The sequence below is a fragment of the Actinomyces sp. oral taxon 180 str. F0310 genome, assembly GCF_000185285.1.
GTDB lineage: Bacteria > Actinomycetota > Actinomycetes > Actinomycetales > Actinomycetaceae > Pauljensenia.
In genome coordinates, this window is record NZ_GL622194.1 from 1796705 (window position 1) to 1812134 (window position 15430).

At 68.1% G+C, this 15430-nt stretch carries 15 protein-coding genes and 1 tRNA gene; 12 read left to right on the top strand and 4 right to left on the bottom strand.

All coding sequences use genetic code 11. The features are described from left to right. Positions 1-192: 192 nt before the first annotated feature. Positions 193-266, bottom strand: a tRNA-Gly gene (locus HMPREF9006_RS07625). A gap of 187 nt (positions 267-453) precedes the next feature. On the opposite strand from HMPREF9006_RS07625, the gene HMPREF9006_RS07630 reads away from it, so the two are divergent. The 3 genes from HMPREF9006_RS07630 (at position 454) to trxA (ending at position 2015) form a co-directional block, all read left to right on the top strand. After that, positions 454-936 (top strand): NUDIX domain-containing protein, encoded by a 483-nt coding sequence (locus HMPREF9006_RS07630; protein ID WP_009213023.1) that lies wholly within the window; start codon positions 454-456, stop codon positions 934-936. Beyond that, positions 917-1555, top strand: a complete 639-nt coding sequence (locus HMPREF9006_RS07635; RefSeq protein WP_009213024.1) for a TetR/AcrR family transcriptional regulator — start codon at positions 917-919, stop codon at positions 1553-1555. The genes HMPREF9006_RS07630 and HMPREF9006_RS07635 overlap by 20 nt, the downstream gene beginning before the upstream one ends. Before the next feature lie 94 nt (positions 1556-1649). Continuing rightward, complete coding sequence (trxA, locus tag HMPREF9006_RS07640) at positions 1650-2015, top strand: thioredoxin (RefSeq protein WP_009213025.1); 366 nt, start codon at positions 1650-1652, stop codon at positions 2013-2015. Between the two features lie 113 nt (positions 2016-2128). Here trxA and HMPREF9006_RS07645 read toward each other — a convergent pair whose 3' ends face one another. Next, positions 2129-2668 carry a GNAT family N-acetyltransferase gene (locus HMPREF9006_RS07645; RefSeq protein WP_009213026.1) on the bottom strand — a complete coding sequence of 180 codons (540 nt, stop codon included), beginning with the start codon at positions 2666-2668 and terminating at the stop codon, positions 2129-2131. Between the two features lie 211 nt (positions 2669-2879). Here HMPREF9006_RS07645 and HMPREF9006_RS07650 point away from each other — a divergent pair, with 211 nt between their 5' ends. The 3 genes from HMPREF9006_RS07650 to HMPREF9006_RS07660 are packed head-to-tail and all read left to right on the top strand — an operon-like array spanning position 2880 to position 6069. Continuing rightward, complete coding sequence (locus tag HMPREF9006_RS07650; RefSeq protein ID WP_034232319.1) at positions 2880-3935, top strand: efflux RND transporter periplasmic adaptor subunit; 1056 nt, start codon at positions 2880-2882, stop codon at positions 3933-3935. Beyond that, positions 3932-4732 (top strand): ABC transporter ATP-binding protein, encoded by an 801-nt coding sequence (locus HMPREF9006_RS07655; RefSeq protein ID WP_009213028.1) that lies wholly within the window; start codon positions 3932-3934, stop codon positions 4730-4732. The genes HMPREF9006_RS07650 and HMPREF9006_RS07655 overlap by 4 nt, the downstream gene beginning before the upstream one ends. Further along, positions 4729-6069: an ABC transporter permease gene (locus HMPREF9006_RS07660; RefSeq protein ID WP_009213029.1), complete on the top strand. Its 1341-nt coding sequence runs from the start codon at positions 4729-4731 to the stop codon at positions 6067-6069. The genes HMPREF9006_RS07655 and HMPREF9006_RS07660 overlap by 4 nt, the downstream gene beginning before the upstream one ends. Positions 6070-6166: 97 nt before the next feature. Here HMPREF9006_RS07660 and HMPREF9006_RS07665 read toward each other — a convergent pair whose 3' ends face one another. Next, on the bottom strand, positions 6167-7003 hold the full coding sequence (locus HMPREF9006_RS07665; protein ID WP_048743126.1) for a base excision DNA repair protein: 837 nt from the start codon (positions 7001-7003) through the stop codon (positions 6167-6169). Between the two features lie 259 nt (positions 7004-7262). On the opposite strand from HMPREF9006_RS07665, the gene HMPREF9006_RS07670 reads away from it, so the two are divergent. From HMPREF9006_RS07670 to HMPREF9006_RS07690, 5 genes are all read left to right on the top strand, one after another. Then, complete coding sequence (locus tag HMPREF9006_RS07670) at positions 7263-7592, top strand: NINE protein (RefSeq protein ID WP_009213031.1); 330 nt, start codon at positions 7263-7265, stop codon at positions 7590-7592. A 314-nt stretch (positions 7593-7906) separates the two neighbouring features. Then, on the top strand, positions 7907-8566 hold the full coding sequence (locus tag HMPREF9006_RS07675; RefSeq protein ID WP_034231454.1) for a TM2 domain-containing protein: 660 nt from the start codon (positions 7907-7909) through the stop codon (positions 8564-8566). A 45-nt stretch (positions 8567-8611) separates the two neighbouring features. Continuing rightward, positions 8612-9193 carry a dCTP deaminase gene (dcd, locus tag HMPREF9006_RS07680; RefSeq protein ID WP_009213033.1) on the top strand — a complete coding sequence of 194 codons (582 nt, stop codon included), beginning with the start codon at positions 8612-8614 and terminating at the stop codon, positions 9191-9193. A 46-nt stretch (positions 9194-9239) separates the two neighbouring features. After that, the gene (locus HMPREF9006_RS07685) at positions 9240-10760 is read left to right on the top strand and encodes a hypothetical protein (RefSeq protein WP_009213034.1); all 1521 of its coding nucleotides are present in this window, start codon (positions 9240-9242) and stop codon (positions 10758-10760) included. Between the two features lie 78 nt (positions 10761-10838). After that, a complete protein-coding gene (locus tag HMPREF9006_RS07690) occupies positions 10839-11051 on the top strand; it encodes a TOBE domain-containing protein (protein WP_009213035.1) in 213 nt (70 codons plus the stop codon). Positions 11052-11122: 71 nt separating this feature from the next. Here HMPREF9006_RS07690 and HMPREF9006_RS07695 read toward each other — a convergent pair whose 3' ends face one another. Beyond that, complete coding sequence (locus HMPREF9006_RS07695; protein ID WP_009213036.1) at positions 11123-13588, bottom strand: (Fe-S)-binding protein; 2466 nt, start codon at positions 13586-13588, stop codon at positions 11123-11125. 174 nt (positions 13589-13762) lie between these two features. Here HMPREF9006_RS07695 and purF point away from each other — a divergent pair, with 174 nt between their 5' ends. Beyond that, entirely contained in the window at positions 13763-15412 is a 1650-nt protein-coding gene (gene purF / locus HMPREF9006_RS07700; protein ID WP_009213038.1) for an amidophosphoribosyltransferase, read from the top strand. The last annotated feature ends 18 nt before the right edge of the window (positions 15413-15430 follow it).

A 15430-nucleotide genomic window follows, 5' to 3' on the forward strand; every position in this document is an offset into this window, starting at 1 on the left:
CGATAACCGCGATACCTTTTGACGCGCGGTTCACCGCAGTACCCGAAACCGGCCGAAGCACCCTTGCCGGGCCTCTCAACCCCACCAGCAGGCAACCCCCTGCCGCAGCCGGTAACCCCAGAAACCCCGGAATACCAGGGAAAAAACGAAGAACGCTCACCCGGATACTTTGCATCCAAATGAGCGTCCTATTGGAGCGGGCGACGGGAATCGAACCCGCCTCTGAAGCTTGGGAAGCTTCCATTCTACCGATGAACTACGCCCGCAATTCATCGTCCCGAAGGAATCGACCCGTCGATCATATCGTCATCGACGATGGCCTCGCAACCTCATGCCCGGCTCCTCACCCGTCCGCCTGTCCAGCTGGGAACAGGTCGATTCCGGCGATCGCCGCAACGTGGGCGGGCGCGTCGTGCCGATAGACTGTGGGGTAGTCGATCGATTGGAGTTCCCGTGCCTCGTCCCGTGGTGGCAGCCGCGATTCTCGACTCCCTGAGCCGCCCGACGAAGCTGCTCGCCTGCTCGCGCGCCTACCCGCGGGAGCTGCGCGGACAGTTCGAGCTTCCCGGCGGCAAGGTCGAAGCCGGTGAGGATGCCGTGGCGGCGCTCACGCGAGAGATCGCAGAGGAGCTGGGTGCGCGCCTGACCATGGGTCGGCGCATCTGTCCGGAGGGGGGCCGGTGGTGGCCGATTCTGGGGGGACGGAAGATGGCCGTCTGGCTGGCGGAGGTAGCCCCCGGTTCCCCCGCCCCGAGCGCGGGACGCTCGCACCTGGAGGCCCGGTGGACCGCGCTCGGTGAGCTTGCAGACTTGCCCTGGATCGGCGCGGACCTGCCCGTCGTCGAGGCCGTGGTCGCGAGCTGCAGGCGCGCCCACAATTTGACGACACAAGGGTCGCAAGTGTCAGAATGGGCCCATGCCGAAGATCATTGGTGAGTCCCTCGCCTCCCACCGAGAGCTGACCCGCGCGCGCCTGTTCGAGGCGCTGGGTTCCCTCCTGGGTGAACAATCCTTCGAGTCGATCACCCTGAGCGAGATCGCCGCGCGGGCGGGCGTTGGGCGCACGGCGGTCTACAATCACTTTGCGGACAAAGAGGTGCTGTTGCTGGCCTACATGCGCCGCGTGACCGAGCAGTTTACCCGGGTGCTCGCCGAGCGCCTTGAGGCCGAGCCCGATCCTCTGATGTCCCTGCGCATCTACATCAGGTCGCACCTGCAGATGATCAGCCGCTACCACGTGAAGACCAGCATGGCGGTGGGCAGGCAGATGACCCGAGAGAACGCCTCTCACCTGCACGACCACGCCGGAGTCGTGGGCGAGCTCTTGATCGGAATCCTCGACGAGGCGATGGAGCGTGGGCTCATCGCTCAGCAGAACACGCTCGGAGCGGTTCACCTCATCCACGCAACGCTGCAGGGGCAGCGCCTGCCGCGGGACCCGGCGCGCCGGGAATCCGCTCTCGCGCTCGTCGAGACGTTCATCCTCAGGGGCCTCGGAGCCTCCGAGGACAGCGTGCGTCACGTCACCTCCGCTTCTCTTCCCTCGGGGGAATAGCGGGCGGGCCGCGCCCGTTGATTAAGACAGTTCACCGGCGGGGCGACCCGCCCCCAACCCCACCAGTCGGCCAGTGCCGACGATAAGGAGAATCATGGCCACCGTGACCCTCACGCAGGACAACTTCGAGCAGACCGTGTCCGGCGACGGCATCGTCCTGGTCGACTTCTGGGCGACCTGGTGCGGCCCGTGCCGCCAGTTCGGTCCCATCTTCGAAGAGGCCTCGGAGAAGTACCCGGACGTCGTCTTCGGCAAGATCGACACCGACGATCAGCAGCAGCTCGCGATGGCCGCGCAGATCACCTCGATTCCCACCCTCATGGCGTTCCGCGACGGCGTTGCGGTGTTCCGCCAGTCGGGCGCGCTTCCCCTGTCCGCCCTGGAAGACCTGATCTCGCAGATTCAGGGCCTTGACATGGATGACGTGCGCAAGAAGATCGCCGAGTCTGACCAGTCCTGATCATCGCCGCAGCGGGCCCCGAGGCAATGCGCCTCGGGGCCCGCTGCTACGCCGCGTTCGCCGGCCTTCCACGCCGGTGAGTTCCGCCTCGTGTCCCCGCATCGACGCGCGACCTAGCGCCCGCGCTCCCGGCGGGCGATGAACTCCCGGTCGGCATGTGATCCGACCATGAAGGAATACTCGCCCACGATCGCGAAACCGTGACGTTCGTAGAGCCGCTGTGCCCCCAGGTTCTCGCTCCACACCCCGATCCACAGGGTCCGAGGCCCGTGGCGCTCGAGCCACGCGAGGGCGGTCTCCAGCAGGAGCGTTCCCCGACCACCGCCCTGGTACTCCCTCAGGACGTAGAGGCGCTGGACTTCGCCGTCGCCCGCTGCCACCTCCGGGTGGGGAAGGCGTGCGGGCCGCGCGCTCACGTAGCCGATGGGGCGCGCAGCGGCGGTGCTGGACTTCTCATGCTCCTCCGCAAAGAGGAGCCACGTCGCTCGATCGGGGTCCTTCAGTTCGGAGCGTAGGACCGACGGGGCGTAGGCCTCGTCCAGGAACGCGGCCAGGTCCTCGGCGGCGTACAGGTGCGCGAATGTCTGGCGAAAGCACTCCCGAGCGAGCTCGGATAGCGCGTCGGCGTCGGCGGGGGTGGCTCGGCGAAGCATGGTGTCCTTTCCCGGGGCTTTCCCCAATCGTAGGAGTCGGGGGCCCACTATCCCAGTGGGGGCTCTCCCCGCGCGCGGCGCAGCCCTCTTCCTGGCCACGGCGCACACGGACGGCGTGTGGGGGCTCTCCCCGCGCGCGGCGCAGCCCCTTGCTGGTCATGTGACGCGAACCCTACAATTGGGCGATCAGTGGACGTCGGAGGAGAATCACGTGGCCCGCCATACCCGCACCGCCCAGGTGCTCGATATTGTCAAGGTCCTCGCGTGGGTGGTCATCGCGGTCGCCCTGGTGAAGTTTGCGTTCTTCCCGGTGGCGGCCACCGACCGGGACGGCGACGGCATGGATCCGGGCGGTTCCTTCGGTCAGATGACCATCCCGGTCGGGCGCGCGGACATCACCAATACCGTGAGCGTCAGCGGCACGATTCAGGCCGATGAGTCCCTGGTCGCTCGGGCAACGCTGGATGGCGTCGTCGTGCGCGTCTACGTCAACGATGGAGACCGGGTGTCCAAGGGGGATGCCATCGTGCAGATACGCAAGGAGATTCCCGGCGAGCCCAGGCAGACCACGGACGAGGACGGCAACGTGACCGTGGAGAACGCCGAGCCGACCTACAAGTACGACAACGTTGTCGCCCCCGGCGACGGGACGGTGACGACGGGTGTCCTCATGGGGCAGCAGTTTGCGATCGGTGACACGGTTGCGACGGTTGCCCCCGCCTCGTTCTCCGCGGTTGCCTCGCTCAGCGCCGATCAGATGTATCGCCTCCAGGACGCGCCGTCAACCGCGACCGTCACCATCAAGAACGGTCCCGCCCCCTTCGAATGCACGGGCGTCAAGCTCGTTAGTCCGACCGCGAAGGCTCAGGACCCAAAGGGAGGGGCGAACGGCGAAAACGGCGGATCCTCCTCGACGGACCTGAAGGCGCGCTGCGCGATCCCCTCCGACCAGACGGTCTTTGCCGGGCTTCAGGTCACCCTGCAGATGACGGCGGGCTCGGCCAGTGGCGTCCTCGCGGTGCCGATCTCCGCAGTTGAGGGGCGCTACCAGTCGGGCACCGTGTACATTCCGACCTCGGACCCCGCTGCCCCCGAGAAGAGGGCCGTCACCCTGGGAATCACCGACGGCAAGATGGTTGAGGTGAAGGAAGGCCTGAGCGAGGGCGAGGAGATCCTGGAGTTCACGCCCAACGCGAGCGTCGACGGTTCCGACAGGGATGCGGGTCCCTACGGCACGGGCGCCGAGGACGGGATGGGCCCGAGATGAGCCTCGTGCGCCTGCGGGACGTGACCCGCACGGTGGTCCTGCCCGACGGCGAGGACCTGCACATCCTGCGGGGCGTCAGCCTCGACGTCGACGCGGGGGAGCACATCTCGATTGTCGGGCGTTCCGGAACGGGCAAGTCGACGATGCTCAATATCATCGGGCTCCTGGACGCGCCCACGTCGGGGCGCTACGAGCTGAACGGCGTGGACACGACGCGCCTGAGCGAGGGGCGTCGCGCTCGCCTGCGCGGGCGGGACTTTGGCTTCGTGTTCCAGCAATTCAACATCTTTGCCGCTCGAACGGCGGTCGAGAACGTCGAAGTGCCTCTCCTGTACGGGTCAGGGCCCCAGCTGCTGCGCAGGCGTTCGATCGCCGTGGACATGCTCGAGCGGGTTGGCCTGGCGGAGCGCGCGGATTCCTACCCGGGGGAGATGAGCGGCGGCGAGCAGCAGCGCATCGCGATCGCTCGAGCGCTGGTGCGCCGCCCGCGAGTGATTCTCGCCGACGAACCCACCGGGGCGCTGGACCCGGACACGGGCGGTACCGTCATGAACCTGCTGGAGGAGGTCGCCCGAGAGTCCGAGGCGGCCCTCATCGTCATCACCCACGACATGGCGGTGGCCTCCCGCGCCTCGCGGGCCTTCGAGCTCTACGACGGCACCCTGCACGAGGTATCCGACGCCGCCGCCCTCCTCGGACGCGCCGACGCGGGCCCTTCTACGGCCGAGCCCGATGGGAACGATGGTGTGCTTGCGCCCCCTCCGGCGCCGCCCGCCGACGGAAGGGGCACGGAATGAACGCTGCGACTCAGCTTCTGGGCGCGCTCATCGAGGCGTGGGGCGAGGTCAAGGTGCAGAAGGCCCGCGTGGTCCTCTCCCTCGTCGGGGTCGTGGCCGCGGTGGCCGCGATGACGGTCGTTATCGCTCTGGGTGACCTTGTCCTGCAGTCCTCGCGCGAGCTGGCCGAACTCTACGAGGGGCGATCCGTCACCCTGCGCCTGTCTCCCGACAACCCCGCCTCGGGTCAGGATGGCGAGCGCGGGCGGGAGGACGCTCGGGACGCCTCCGAGGCCGCGGGCGGAGCGGGTCGAGGGGATGTGCCCGGCGCGAAGCCCCTCAACGACGCCGATCCGGTCGGCGAGGCCATGGCGACCCTGGCCTCGCGAACCGACATTCGCTACTGGTCTCGTTCCTCCGTCGGCAGCGGCGAGATCGTCGAGGTACGCCAGGCCAGGTCTTCGGGTCGCTACCGCGGCTATCCGTTGTCCGGGATCGCGGAGATGGTCAGTGACGTGACCTTCCAGGGGGTTGACCCCTCGTACGCGGTGATCTTCCGAACCCGCCTGGTGGCTGGGCGCTGGGTCCAGCCCGGTGACGCCGACCAGAGGCTCACCCCCGTTGTGATCTCCGAGCCCCTGTGGAACCAGCTGGGCCGTGCCCCCATCGACCAGGTTCCGATCGTCCTGCATACGGGCGATGGGGTGGCCATGCGGGTGGTGGGTGTCGCCAAGGCAACGAGCCGCTACGACATGCCGACCGTGTTCGCCCACTACGATGCCGCGCGCTTGGCCTTCCCGCAGATGAGTTCCCCGACGATGATCGCCTGGGTGGGAGAGAGCCAGGCGGAGGAGGCCCGGGAGGTCCTGCCCCGCGCCCTGGCGGCGATCCTGGGTGAGGGGTGGCGGGTCGGCGTCTCGGGCGGCGAGCACCAGGACGTGGGGGAGGAGCAGCTGGGCATGATCTCGACCGTCATCATGGTCATCGGAGGAATCATCATCTTCCTGGGGGCGCTCGGCTTGCTCAACGTCGCCATCGTGACCGTGCGTCAGCGTGTGCGCGAGATTGGGATCCGCCGGGCAGTGGGGGCCTCGGGCAGGCGAGTGTTCTTCTCCGTCTTCATGGAGTCCGTGGTTGCCACCTTCGCCGCCGGTGTCCTCGGCGTCGGGATCGCGGTGGTGGTCGTGCGCTTCTTGCCGCTCGAGACGCTTGGCATCACCCTCAGCGAGACCCCCGCTTTTCCGGTCGCGGCCGCGGTGGCTGGCGTCGCCATCTCGTCGAGCATTGGTGCCCTGTGCGGCATCATCCCCGCGTTCGCGGCGGTGCGTATCAAGCCGATTGACGCGATCAGGTACTGAAAGCGCGGCCGCGCGCAGGGCCTCGCGACCGTTCCTTTGGCGCGCGAGGGCAGTGGAGTTCCTCGCGCCGCGGGGAGAGCCACGGGGCGCGTGACGGTCAGCGGGGAAGGGTGACGCGCTTGAGTTCCTCGTCGTAGACGATCATGCCGTCCCTGATGAGCGCCCGATAGACGCGTGCGGGCTGGTAGCGGTCGCCTCCCTCGATGCGAGCGGCGTCGAGGACCCGCCGCTTGGTCAGGCCTGTCTTCCCCTCGAAGTGTGCGGTGCGCAGGGCCTTCATGATCCGTCCGCGCGCCTGCCGGTCCGTCCCTGCGTAGGGCTGAGGCGTGGGGCGCTTGTGCTCCCTGGGGAAACCGGCCCGCGCCCAGGCGCACGTCGGGCGTAGGAGGCAGTCGTCGCATGAGGGGGTGAGCTGCGTGCACACGAGGGCGCCGAACTCCATGAGCGCCAGGCTCACGTCCGCCGCCTGGTGCCCGTCTGCTGGGAGGAGCTCGTCGGCCCGCGTTGTCTCCCTCTTGGAGGGTGTGGCGTGGGGTGGGAACTCTCGACCGTCAAGAAACCTGACCAGCACTCGGCGGACGTTCGTGTCGAGGACGGGGATCCTGACCCCGTGGCGAAAAGCGAGGAGCGCGCTGGCCGTGTAGGTGCCCACGCCGGGAAGGAGGGTGAGCTCCTTCATGGTCAGGGGGACCTCGCCGTCGTGTTTGGCGACGATCGTGGCCGCGCAGGACTTGAGGCGCAGGGCGCGCGAGGGGTATCCGAGGTTTGCCCACGCGACGATGATGTCCGCCGACGAGGCGCGGGCGAGATCAGCGGGTGTCGGCCAGCGTTGCATCCACTCGATCCAGATCGGCTGAACGCGCGTGATCGGAGTTTGCTGGCTCATGATCTCGAAGACAAGGGTGCCCCAGTCGGAGACGTCGTCCCTGCGCATGGGCAGGTCGCGCCTGTGTGTGGCGAACCAGCGGGGCAGGTCGTGGAGGAGGGCCTGCGAGGCGTCGATCGTCGGTTTTGTGAACACTCAGTCAGTGTATGGAAGGCGGGACACGCGGGGCGCCCCATGAGGCCCAATCTGTGATGTGAGACATAAAGCAAGTCGGATGTTGTACAAATCTTGATCGTTCATATAGTCTGACCATGCTTTCAGATACAGCTTGCCCCGCTTCGGGGCCCATCAACACACAGGAGACAACATGTCCGCTCCTCAGCAGCCCGTTTTCAACCAGCCCGCCGGCCAGGGTAAGTCCCGCATGGTTGCTGGCCTGCTTAACTTCTTCCTCGGCGGCATCGCCGCCGGTGACTTCTACCTCGGTCACATGAAGATCGGCGCGATCCGCGTCGCCGCTATGATCCTCAGCTACGTCATCTTCGCGGTCGGTGGTGCCATGGAGAGCGGCATCCTCGCCGGCATCGGCTCCCTGCTGGTCTTCGTGGTTGGCCTCGTCGCCCTCGCATGCGCCATCATGACCTTCATGGGCAAGTGGATCTACGAGAAGGACGCCAACGGCGTTCCGACCGTCTGAGCCACTGCTCGCGCACGCCCAGGGCGTCGCGCGATGAGACGCTCGGTGTGGGGTCCGGCAGCTGCCGGACCCCACACCTGTATCTTTTGTATCTTTGGTACCCACCTGCCCTTCTCGCCCCACCGGCGGATACGCCCAACGGGGCACGCGGGTATTGTGGCGGTGATGGCGGGGAGTATCGCCGAGCGCCGACAGGGTGCCGGGCCAATCAGGGATTTCTCGGGGTGGACGCCTCTACCCCGAGCCTGGCCAGGCGCGCTAGGCTGTACGAGTATGGCCCCGCCGGGCCCACCGACTACCGAAAGGCTTCATTCATGACGACGCCCGATCCGCAGGTCACCCCCTCCTTCTCGGAGGATCCCACGAAGGCTGCTGCCTCCGACGCAACCCCGGGTGCTTCCGCTGCCCCTGGCATGCCTGCGAACAACGCGACGGCCGACATCCCCGCTCCTCAGGTTCCTGGCCCTGATGCGCCGAGCTTCCCCCAGGCCTCGGCCCCCGACTTCGACGAGTCCATGGCCACTCCGGGCACGACCACCTACGGAACTGCCTACGACTCGCCGTCGGCCGGTGACGCCAACGGAGCACAGGCGGGTTACGACCAGGCGGCCTACGGAGCCCAGGCGGGCTACGGCCAGCCCGGCTACGACCAGGCGGCCTACGGAACTCAGGCGGGCTACGGCCAGCCCGGCTACGACCAGGCGGCCTACGGAGCCCAGGCGAGCTACGGCCAGGCCTACGCGGGCCCGCCCAAACAGTGGATCATCGCCGTGCTCCTGGCGTTCTTCCTGGGGACCCTCGGCATTCACAACTTCTACTTGGGCTACACGACGCGAGGCATCATCCAGCTGGTTCTCACGCTGACCTTCATCGGCGCGATCGTCTCCGCCGTCTGGGCCTTCATCGAGTTCATCCTGATTCTCATGCGTTCCGGCTCCTACGCGTACGACGCGCAGGGTCGCCCGCTGGAGTGAACCCTGGGGCTGTTGTCGCGGCGCTGAGTATGCGACAATCAAGTCATGCTGCTCAGTGACCGCGACATCAACGCCTCCCTGGATGCTGGACGTATTCAGCTTGATCCCCTGGATCGCGACCTCGTTCAGCCGGCCAGCATTGATGTGAGGCTCGATCGCCTGTTTCGCCTGTTCGACAACCACAGGTACTCGGTGATCGACCCCGCGGCAGACCAATCCGACCTGACCCACCTGGTTGAGGTGGACCCCGATCAGCCCTTCGTCCTGCATCCCGGGGAGTTTGTCCTCGGTGCCACCTACGAGTTGGTCACCCTGGGCGACGACATCGCCGCCCGCCTGGAGGGCAAGTCCTCGCTGGGGCGCCTCGGACTGCTCACCCACTCGACGGCGGGCTTCATCGATCCTGGCTTCTCCGGGCACGTGACCCTCGAGCTGTCGAACACGGCGACGATGCCGATTCTTCTCTACCCGGGCATGAAGATCGGACAGCTGTGCTTCTTCGACCTGTCCTCCCCCGCGCTCCATCCCTACGGATCCCAGGGGCTGGGTTCCCACTACCAGGGGCAGCGCGGACCCACGCCTTCGAGGACCCACGAACGTTTCACGCGCACTCGCATCGAACGGTGACATGATGGTGTCTCTTCCCCCTCCGCCTCCGTCGAGGCGCGAACGCATGCGCGCCGAGCGCGAAGCCCGAGCTGCCCGCGAGGCCCGCGAGGCCCGCGAGATAAGCTACCCGCCCGCCCCAGAGACGGCGACCACCCTGGCCGAACCGCCCGCACCGACGCCGGTCCTGGGCGTGCCCTCCATGGGGGCCTCCGCGCCTGCGGGCATGCCACCGGTTGCCCCACCGAGTGCGCGCACAGGCATCATCAAGGGGGTCACCCTCCCGGGCATGACCTCGAGCGCCGAGACGGTCACGAACCACGGTGAGACCGCGGAGCGCTCGCCCCAGAGACGCTCCCTGAGGGAACGCATGGCCGCCGCGCCCCGCACCTTCGCCGACCCGCACCCGCAGACCTCGTCGGGGGCCAGCCCGCTCACGCAAACCAACGTGTCCCTCACGTCCCTCACCGCCTCGGACGCCGCGTTCCAGGTGGCCGCGGACGGAGAGATCACGAGCGCCGAGGCTGCGCCCCCCATCGCCGCAGCCATCGAGGTGAGCGAACCCGCGGGCGTGATCGACGCTCAGGAGGCGCGCGAACACCACCTCTTCCTCGTGTCCGACGCGGTCGATCCCGCGGAGCTCGAGGCTCTGGCGATCTCCATGTGGGACGAGTCCGGGTGGATCGCTCCTGGCCGCCTGCGCCTGTCCTCCGACGCCGAGCTCGAGGGGCCGTGGACGCTCGACCAGCCGACCCGATCCGCCCTGGGGACGCCGGCCTCGTTGACGAATGCGTGGATCCTGCGCTGCCCGGTCGCGCGCGCCCGGCAGGCGGGCGGCGCCGTCATGGGTGAATGGGCCAAGGCCTTCCCCGACGGCGTCCCCACCGGCCTGGAGTACCGGGTGCTCGAGGCGCTGCACCGCATGGCGCGGCGCCTCGCCGGGGGAATGAGGATCGCGGGCAGCGGCTACGTGATGGTACCCGACGCGGACTCCGCCGTGAACCTGACGGTCTATTCGCCGCGATGGATCGCTCCCGAGGACCTGCTCGACGCAATGCGTGAGCGCGCCGGTTTCGCGGACATGAAGGACGCGCGAGACATCACCCCGCAGGCCGCCAAGCCGGCGCCCCTGAGCCCGGCTCAGGCCGCCCAGATCGAGAAGATCAAGGCCGAGCTGGGGCCCGTGCGCGAGGACATCGCCTCGAAGATCGCGAAGGCACGCGAGGAGCTTGAGGCGCAGGCGGACAAGCCGCAGGTCGTCGACGGCTATGCGCTCGTGAGCCCGATCGGACACAGGTCGGACATGATGATCGAGGTCCACACGGTGCCCACGCCCCCGCGTGTTCTGCGTTGGGAGCCCTGGACCGCCGGAGCGATCATCGAGTACCAGGTCAGGTGGCTTCCGGGAGCCGCGCCGACCCCGGGGGCGGGTGCGCTGAGCCGCACCGCGCGTCTGGAGCGGCTGCGTTCCACGCAGGACGTGGAGAAGGCCGCCGGAATGATCGCCACGCTGGTGGGAGGCAACGTCATTGACGAGGACGGCTTCCTGGTTGGCCTGGAGGAGATCGCCCCGGAGGACGAGGAATAGGTTTTATCCGTAGACGGCGGCTCTCGTCTCCGTTAGGGTTGCTGTGCTTGCAATCCGACTAACGAAAGGGCATGCACTATGAAGCTCTCCGCGCGTAACCAGCTTCCCGGTACCGTGGTTGAGGTCTGTGAGGGTGCCGTCAATGGCATCGTCAAGATTGAGGTCGCTCCCGGCCTGGTCATCTCCTCGTCGATCACGAATGCGGCTATCGAGGAACTTGGCCTGACCGTCGGCTCCAAGGCCGTCGCCGTCATCAAGGCTTCCAACGTCATCGTCGGCGTCGAGGACTGATCGCTGTCACGTTGAAGGGCGGCCCCGCAGGTGTTCCTGCGGGGCCGCCCTTTCGTCTGAGGCGCGCGGTGCTACTGTCCGCGCTTGACGGACTCCAGCAGCATGACGGCCACGTCCCGCACCTCCGGGAGCTTCCCGCCGGCGGCCGCGGCACCCTGGTCGGCGACGTCGGAGGAGACGAAACCGGCGGATGTGCCCGACGCGGAGCCGAGCATTTGCGAGCAGAACGGGCAGGCCGTGGCAACCACGTCCGCCCCCGTCTGAGCGGCCTCAACGATGCGGGCGTCCGCGATGCGGGTGCCGCGGGTCTCCTCGAACCAGGCGTGTGCGCCTCCCGCCCCGCAGCACATGGCGCGTTCGCGGTTGCGGGGCATCTCCACAAGCTCCACGCCCGGCAGCGAGCCCACCAGCTCGCGCGGGGGCTCGTACACGCGGTTGTGGCGGCCCAGGAAACAGGCGTCGTGATAGGTGACCTTCAGGGGCTCCCCGGCAGCGCCCTGCTCGGGCGCGTCGGAGGCATCGGCGTCCCGATCCCGTGGGGCATCCGGGGCCACCGGCGTGAGCAGCCCGTCGCGCACGAGCCGGTTCAACAGCTGCGTGTGGTGGACGACGTCGAAGTGCCCGCCCAGCTCCGGGTACTCGCCGGCGATCGTGTTGAAGCAGTGCGCGCAGGAGACGACGATCTTCTGGGGCTTGGCCTCCTTAAGCGTGTCGATCGCCTGGGCGGCCAGCATCTGGAAGAGGGCCTCGTTTCCGGCCCGGCGCGCCGGGTCGCCCGTGCAGGACTCTCCCGAGCCCAGGACCGCGAAGGACACGCCTGCCGTGTGCAGGAGCTGCGCGATCGCCGCGCTGGTCTTCTTCGCCGTGTCATCGTAGGCACCCGCGCATCCCACCCAGAAGAGATAGTCGACGGTGGAGGCATCCTCGATGTCCTCGCCGACGATGGGAATGTCGAAGTCGAGCTTCTTCGCCCAATCCATGCGCTTGCGGGCGCTCTGGTTGTAGGGGTTCGCCTTGGACTCCATGCCTCGGAAGGCGCGCCCGAGCTCTCGGGGGAAGGCGCCCTCCATGAGCACCTGGTGGCGACGCAGGTCCAGGATGTGGTCGATGTGTTCGATGTCGACGGGGCACTGGTCGACGCACGCTCCGCAGTTCGTGCAATCCCACAGGACCTCCTCGGAGACGACGCCGGGCACCAGGGGAGCGGTGACGGGAGAGACGCCCTCGGCGCCGGTGGCGCCGGAGAGGGACAGCGCGGAGACCAGGTCGAAGGAGTGGGGCGAGGCCGGCACCCCCTTGTCGAGAAGCACCTCGCCCTCGTCAAGGTGTTGGCCGGCCTCCTCCCGCTCGACGATCTCGATGGAGGACGCGGACTCCATGTGGTCGCGCAGGCCCATGACGAGGAGCTTGGGGGAGAGGGGCTTGCCCGTGTTCCACGCGGGGCACAGCTCCTGGCAGCGGCCGCACTCGGTGCACGCGTAGAGATCGAGGCGGGCCTTCCACGAGAAGTCTTCGACGGTTCCCACGCCCAAGACGGTGTCCTCGGGCACGTCGTCGAAGTCATCCTCACCGGTGACCGGCTTCCCATCGATGAGCATGTGGTCGGCCGGCCCCAGCGATTTGGTTCCGTCGGCGTTTCGGCGCGCGTACAGGTTGAGGACGGCCACGAAGCGGTGCCAGGCGACGCCCATGCCGGTCTGCACGCCGACGACCGTCAGCCAGGTCATCGACGTGAGGACCTTCAGCGCGCTGACGATCACGATCGTGTTCGCCAGTATCGACGCCGACGAGGCGGCGGATGCGAAGAGGGAACCAAGCCACGCGGTGAGCGGGAAATGGAGGAGGGATGCGTGTCCCTCGAGGCCAGGTGTGGAGCCGAAGAGGGCGAACTCGAGGGCGCGTAGGACCACCACGCAGGCGCACACGACGAGGATGACCCATTCGACGAAGAGGGCCTGCCAGCGGGTGGACCCCAGGAAACGTGAGGCGGGCCCGAGGGGGGAGGAGTCTCGGGGGTGCGGGCGCGTCATGGCCGAGGGCAGGGGGCCGGTCGGGTCGGCCTGGGAGGCAGCCGCGTCGGGGTCGTCGTTGGAGAGGGCGGCCTCGGCGGCCGAGCCGTGTCCGGCGCGGGCGCGGACAGCCATCAGGAAGATGATGCCGACCAGGCCGCCCCACGCGAAGACCTCGGTCAGCCACTCCCAGGGAGGGAAGTGGCCGAGGAAGGGCAGGGTGAAGGTCTGGTCCCGCAGCTGCGCGTATCCCGTGACCAGGGTGAGGAACAGGATCGGGAAGGAAACCATGACCAGCCAGTGGGCGCACTTGATCCACGGGCGTCCCTTGAACTCGCGGTGGGTGAGCGCGGCGGAGAGGACACCCCACAGGCGCCTGCCGACCGGGCGCAGCCGTCCGGGGTCGGGCGTTCCCGAAGCGATCGTGCGCCACATGTGCGCGAGCCCGCGCGCAAAAGACACGACGGCCAGAGCGCTCACCAGGAGGGAAAACCCCCACATGATGGCGCTAAGTGTCGGATTGGCCACGTCTCCTCCTCATGGTTGCTGCACCCCATTGTGGCATCTCGTTCCCCGTGTGACCGGGTGGCCCGGCGGAAAGCACGCGCAAATCACGCTGGGATCGCCGCGGAGGGAGCGCGTGTGGGTAGCGCAACGTGGACAAGTCCCGCTGAGAGACGAAAAGTGTGACAGAGTGGAATCGTGCTTCCCGTCTCGCAGCCAGACATGACACTGTCCGATCAGGAGCTCTTCGGAGATGACCATCCCCGCGATCACTGCGGCGTCTTCGGAGTGTGGGCCCCGGGCGAGGACGTTTCTCGTCTCACCTACTTCTCCCTCTACGCACTCCAGCATCGAGGCCAGCAAAGCGCCGGCATCGCGACCTCCAACGGCAAGCAGATCCTCGTGTACAAGGATCAGGGCCTGGTCTCGCACGTCTTCTCCGAGCAGTCCCTGCAGGGACTGCGCGGGCACATCGCCCTCGGGCACGTCCGCTACGCGACGACCGGCGCGGACGTGTGGCGTAACGCCCAGCCGACCCTGGGGCCCACCCCCACCGGAACGCTCGCCCTCGCCCACAACGGCAACCTCACGAACACCGTGGAGCTGCGCGAGCTGGCCCGATCCATCGCCGAGGAAGGCGAGGACTTCGAACGCGGGGCGTCGACCGACACCTCCCTCGTGACGGCGCTGCTGGGTATGGCCGAGCGGATTCCGGGGCCCTCCCCCTTCATCGCGGCTCCCACCGTCACCCCCGCCGTGCCCGAGCCGCACGGGGACACCCCGGCCTCGTCCGCGGTTCGGGGAGGGGAAGCCTCGGGCGAGCGGGCGTCGGTCGAGGAGGCGGCGAGCGGGGAGAATCCCGGCGGGGGCGAGGCGGCCCAGCCCGAGCCCGCGCCCCTCGTGGGAGCCGCCCTGAAGGTGTTGCCTCGGATCAAGGGCGCGTTCTCGCTCGTCTTCATGGACGAGAACACCCTCTACGCGGCGCGCGATCCCCACGGCTACCGGCCGCTGGTGCTGGGACGCCTGGCGTCGGGCTGGGTTGTGGCGTCGGAGACGGCCGCGCTCGACCTGTGTGGCGCGACCGTCGTGCGCGAGATCGAGCCCGGGGAACTCATTTCGATCGATGCCTCCGGCGTTCACTCGCGTCGCTTCGCGGTGCGCCGCGCCAACACCTGCGTCTTCGAGTACGTCTACCTGGCCCGACCCGACACGACCATCGGGGGACGCCGGATCGTTGCCGCGCGCCACGAGATGGGGGCGGCTCTCGCCCGGGAGAACCCAGTCGAGGCCGACCTGGTGATGCCCACCCCGGACTCGGGCACGCCCGCGGCTATCGGATACGCGCAGGAGGCGGGGATCCCCTTCGCTCAGGGGCTGGTGAAGAACGCCTACGTGGGACGCACCTTCATCGAACCCACCCAGTCCCTGCGTCAGCTCGGCATCCGCCTCAAGCTCAACCCCCTGCGGGAGGTCATCGAGGGCAAGCGCCTGGTCGTCATCGATGACTCCATCGTGCGCGGCAACACTCAGCGCGCGCTGGTTCGCATGCTCCGCGAGGCCGGTGCACAGCAGGTGCACGTGCGCATCTCCTCGCCGCCCGTTGCCTGGCCCTGCTTCTTCGGCATCGACTTCCCGACGCGCGCGGAGCTGATCGCCTCCTCGATGAGCGTCGAGCAGGTGCGTGACTCGCTCGGTGCCGACTCGCTGGCCTATCTGTCCATTGACGGCATGGTCGCGGCCACCGGGCAGGGAACCTCCCTGTGCCTGGGGTGTTTCACCGGCCACTACCCAGAGACGATCCCTTCCGGGACTCCCGTGCCCGGAACCCCCGGGGCGAACGCCTGCTAGGCCCGCGCCCCTTTTCCC

Coding starts and splice junctions, on each gene's coding strand:
- HMPREF9006_RS07685 (WP_009213034.1), top strand. CDS start 9,240: ATGCGCGCCGAGCGCGAAGCCCGAGCTGCCCGCGAGGCCCGCGAGGCC.
- HMPREF9006_RS07635 (WP_009213024.1), top strand. CDS start 917: ATGCCGAAGATCATTGGTGAGTCCCTCGCCTCCCACCGAGAGCTGACC.
- HMPREF9006_RS07660 (WP_009213029.1), top strand. CDS start 4,729: ATGAACGCTGCGACTCAGCTTCTGGGCGCGCTCATCGAGGCGTGGGGC.
- HMPREF9006_RS07690 (WP_009213035.1), top strand. CDS start 10,839: ATGAAGCTCTCCGCGCGTAACCAGCTTCCCGGTACCGTGGTTGAGGTC.
- HMPREF9006_RS07655 (WP_009213028.1), top strand. CDS start 3,932: ATGAGCCTCGTGCGCCTGCGGGACGTGACCCGCACGGTGGTCCTGCCC.
- HMPREF9006_RS07675 (WP_034231454.1), top strand. CDS start 7,907: ATGACGACGCCCGATCCGCAGGTCACCCCCTCCTTCTCGGAGGATCCC.
- HMPREF9006_RS07665 (WP_048743126.1), bottom strand. CDS start 7,003: ATGCGCAGGGACGACGTCTCCGACTGGGGCACCCTTGTCTTCGAGATC.
- HMPREF9006_RS07670 (WP_009213031.1), top strand. CDS start 7,263: ATGTCCGCTCCTCAGCAGCCCGTTTTCAACCAGCCCGCCGGCCAGGGT.
- HMPREF9006_RS07645 (WP_009213026.1), bottom strand. CDS start 2,668: ATGCTTCGCCGAGCCACCCCCGCCGACGCCGACGCGCTATCCGAGCTC.
- trxA (WP_009213025.1), top strand. CDS start 1,650: ATGGCCACCGTGACCCTCACGCAGGACAACTTCGAGCAGACCGTGTCC.
- dcd (WP_009213033.1), top strand. CDS start 8,612: ATGCTGCTCAGTGACCGCGACATCAACGCCTCCCTGGATGCTGGACGT.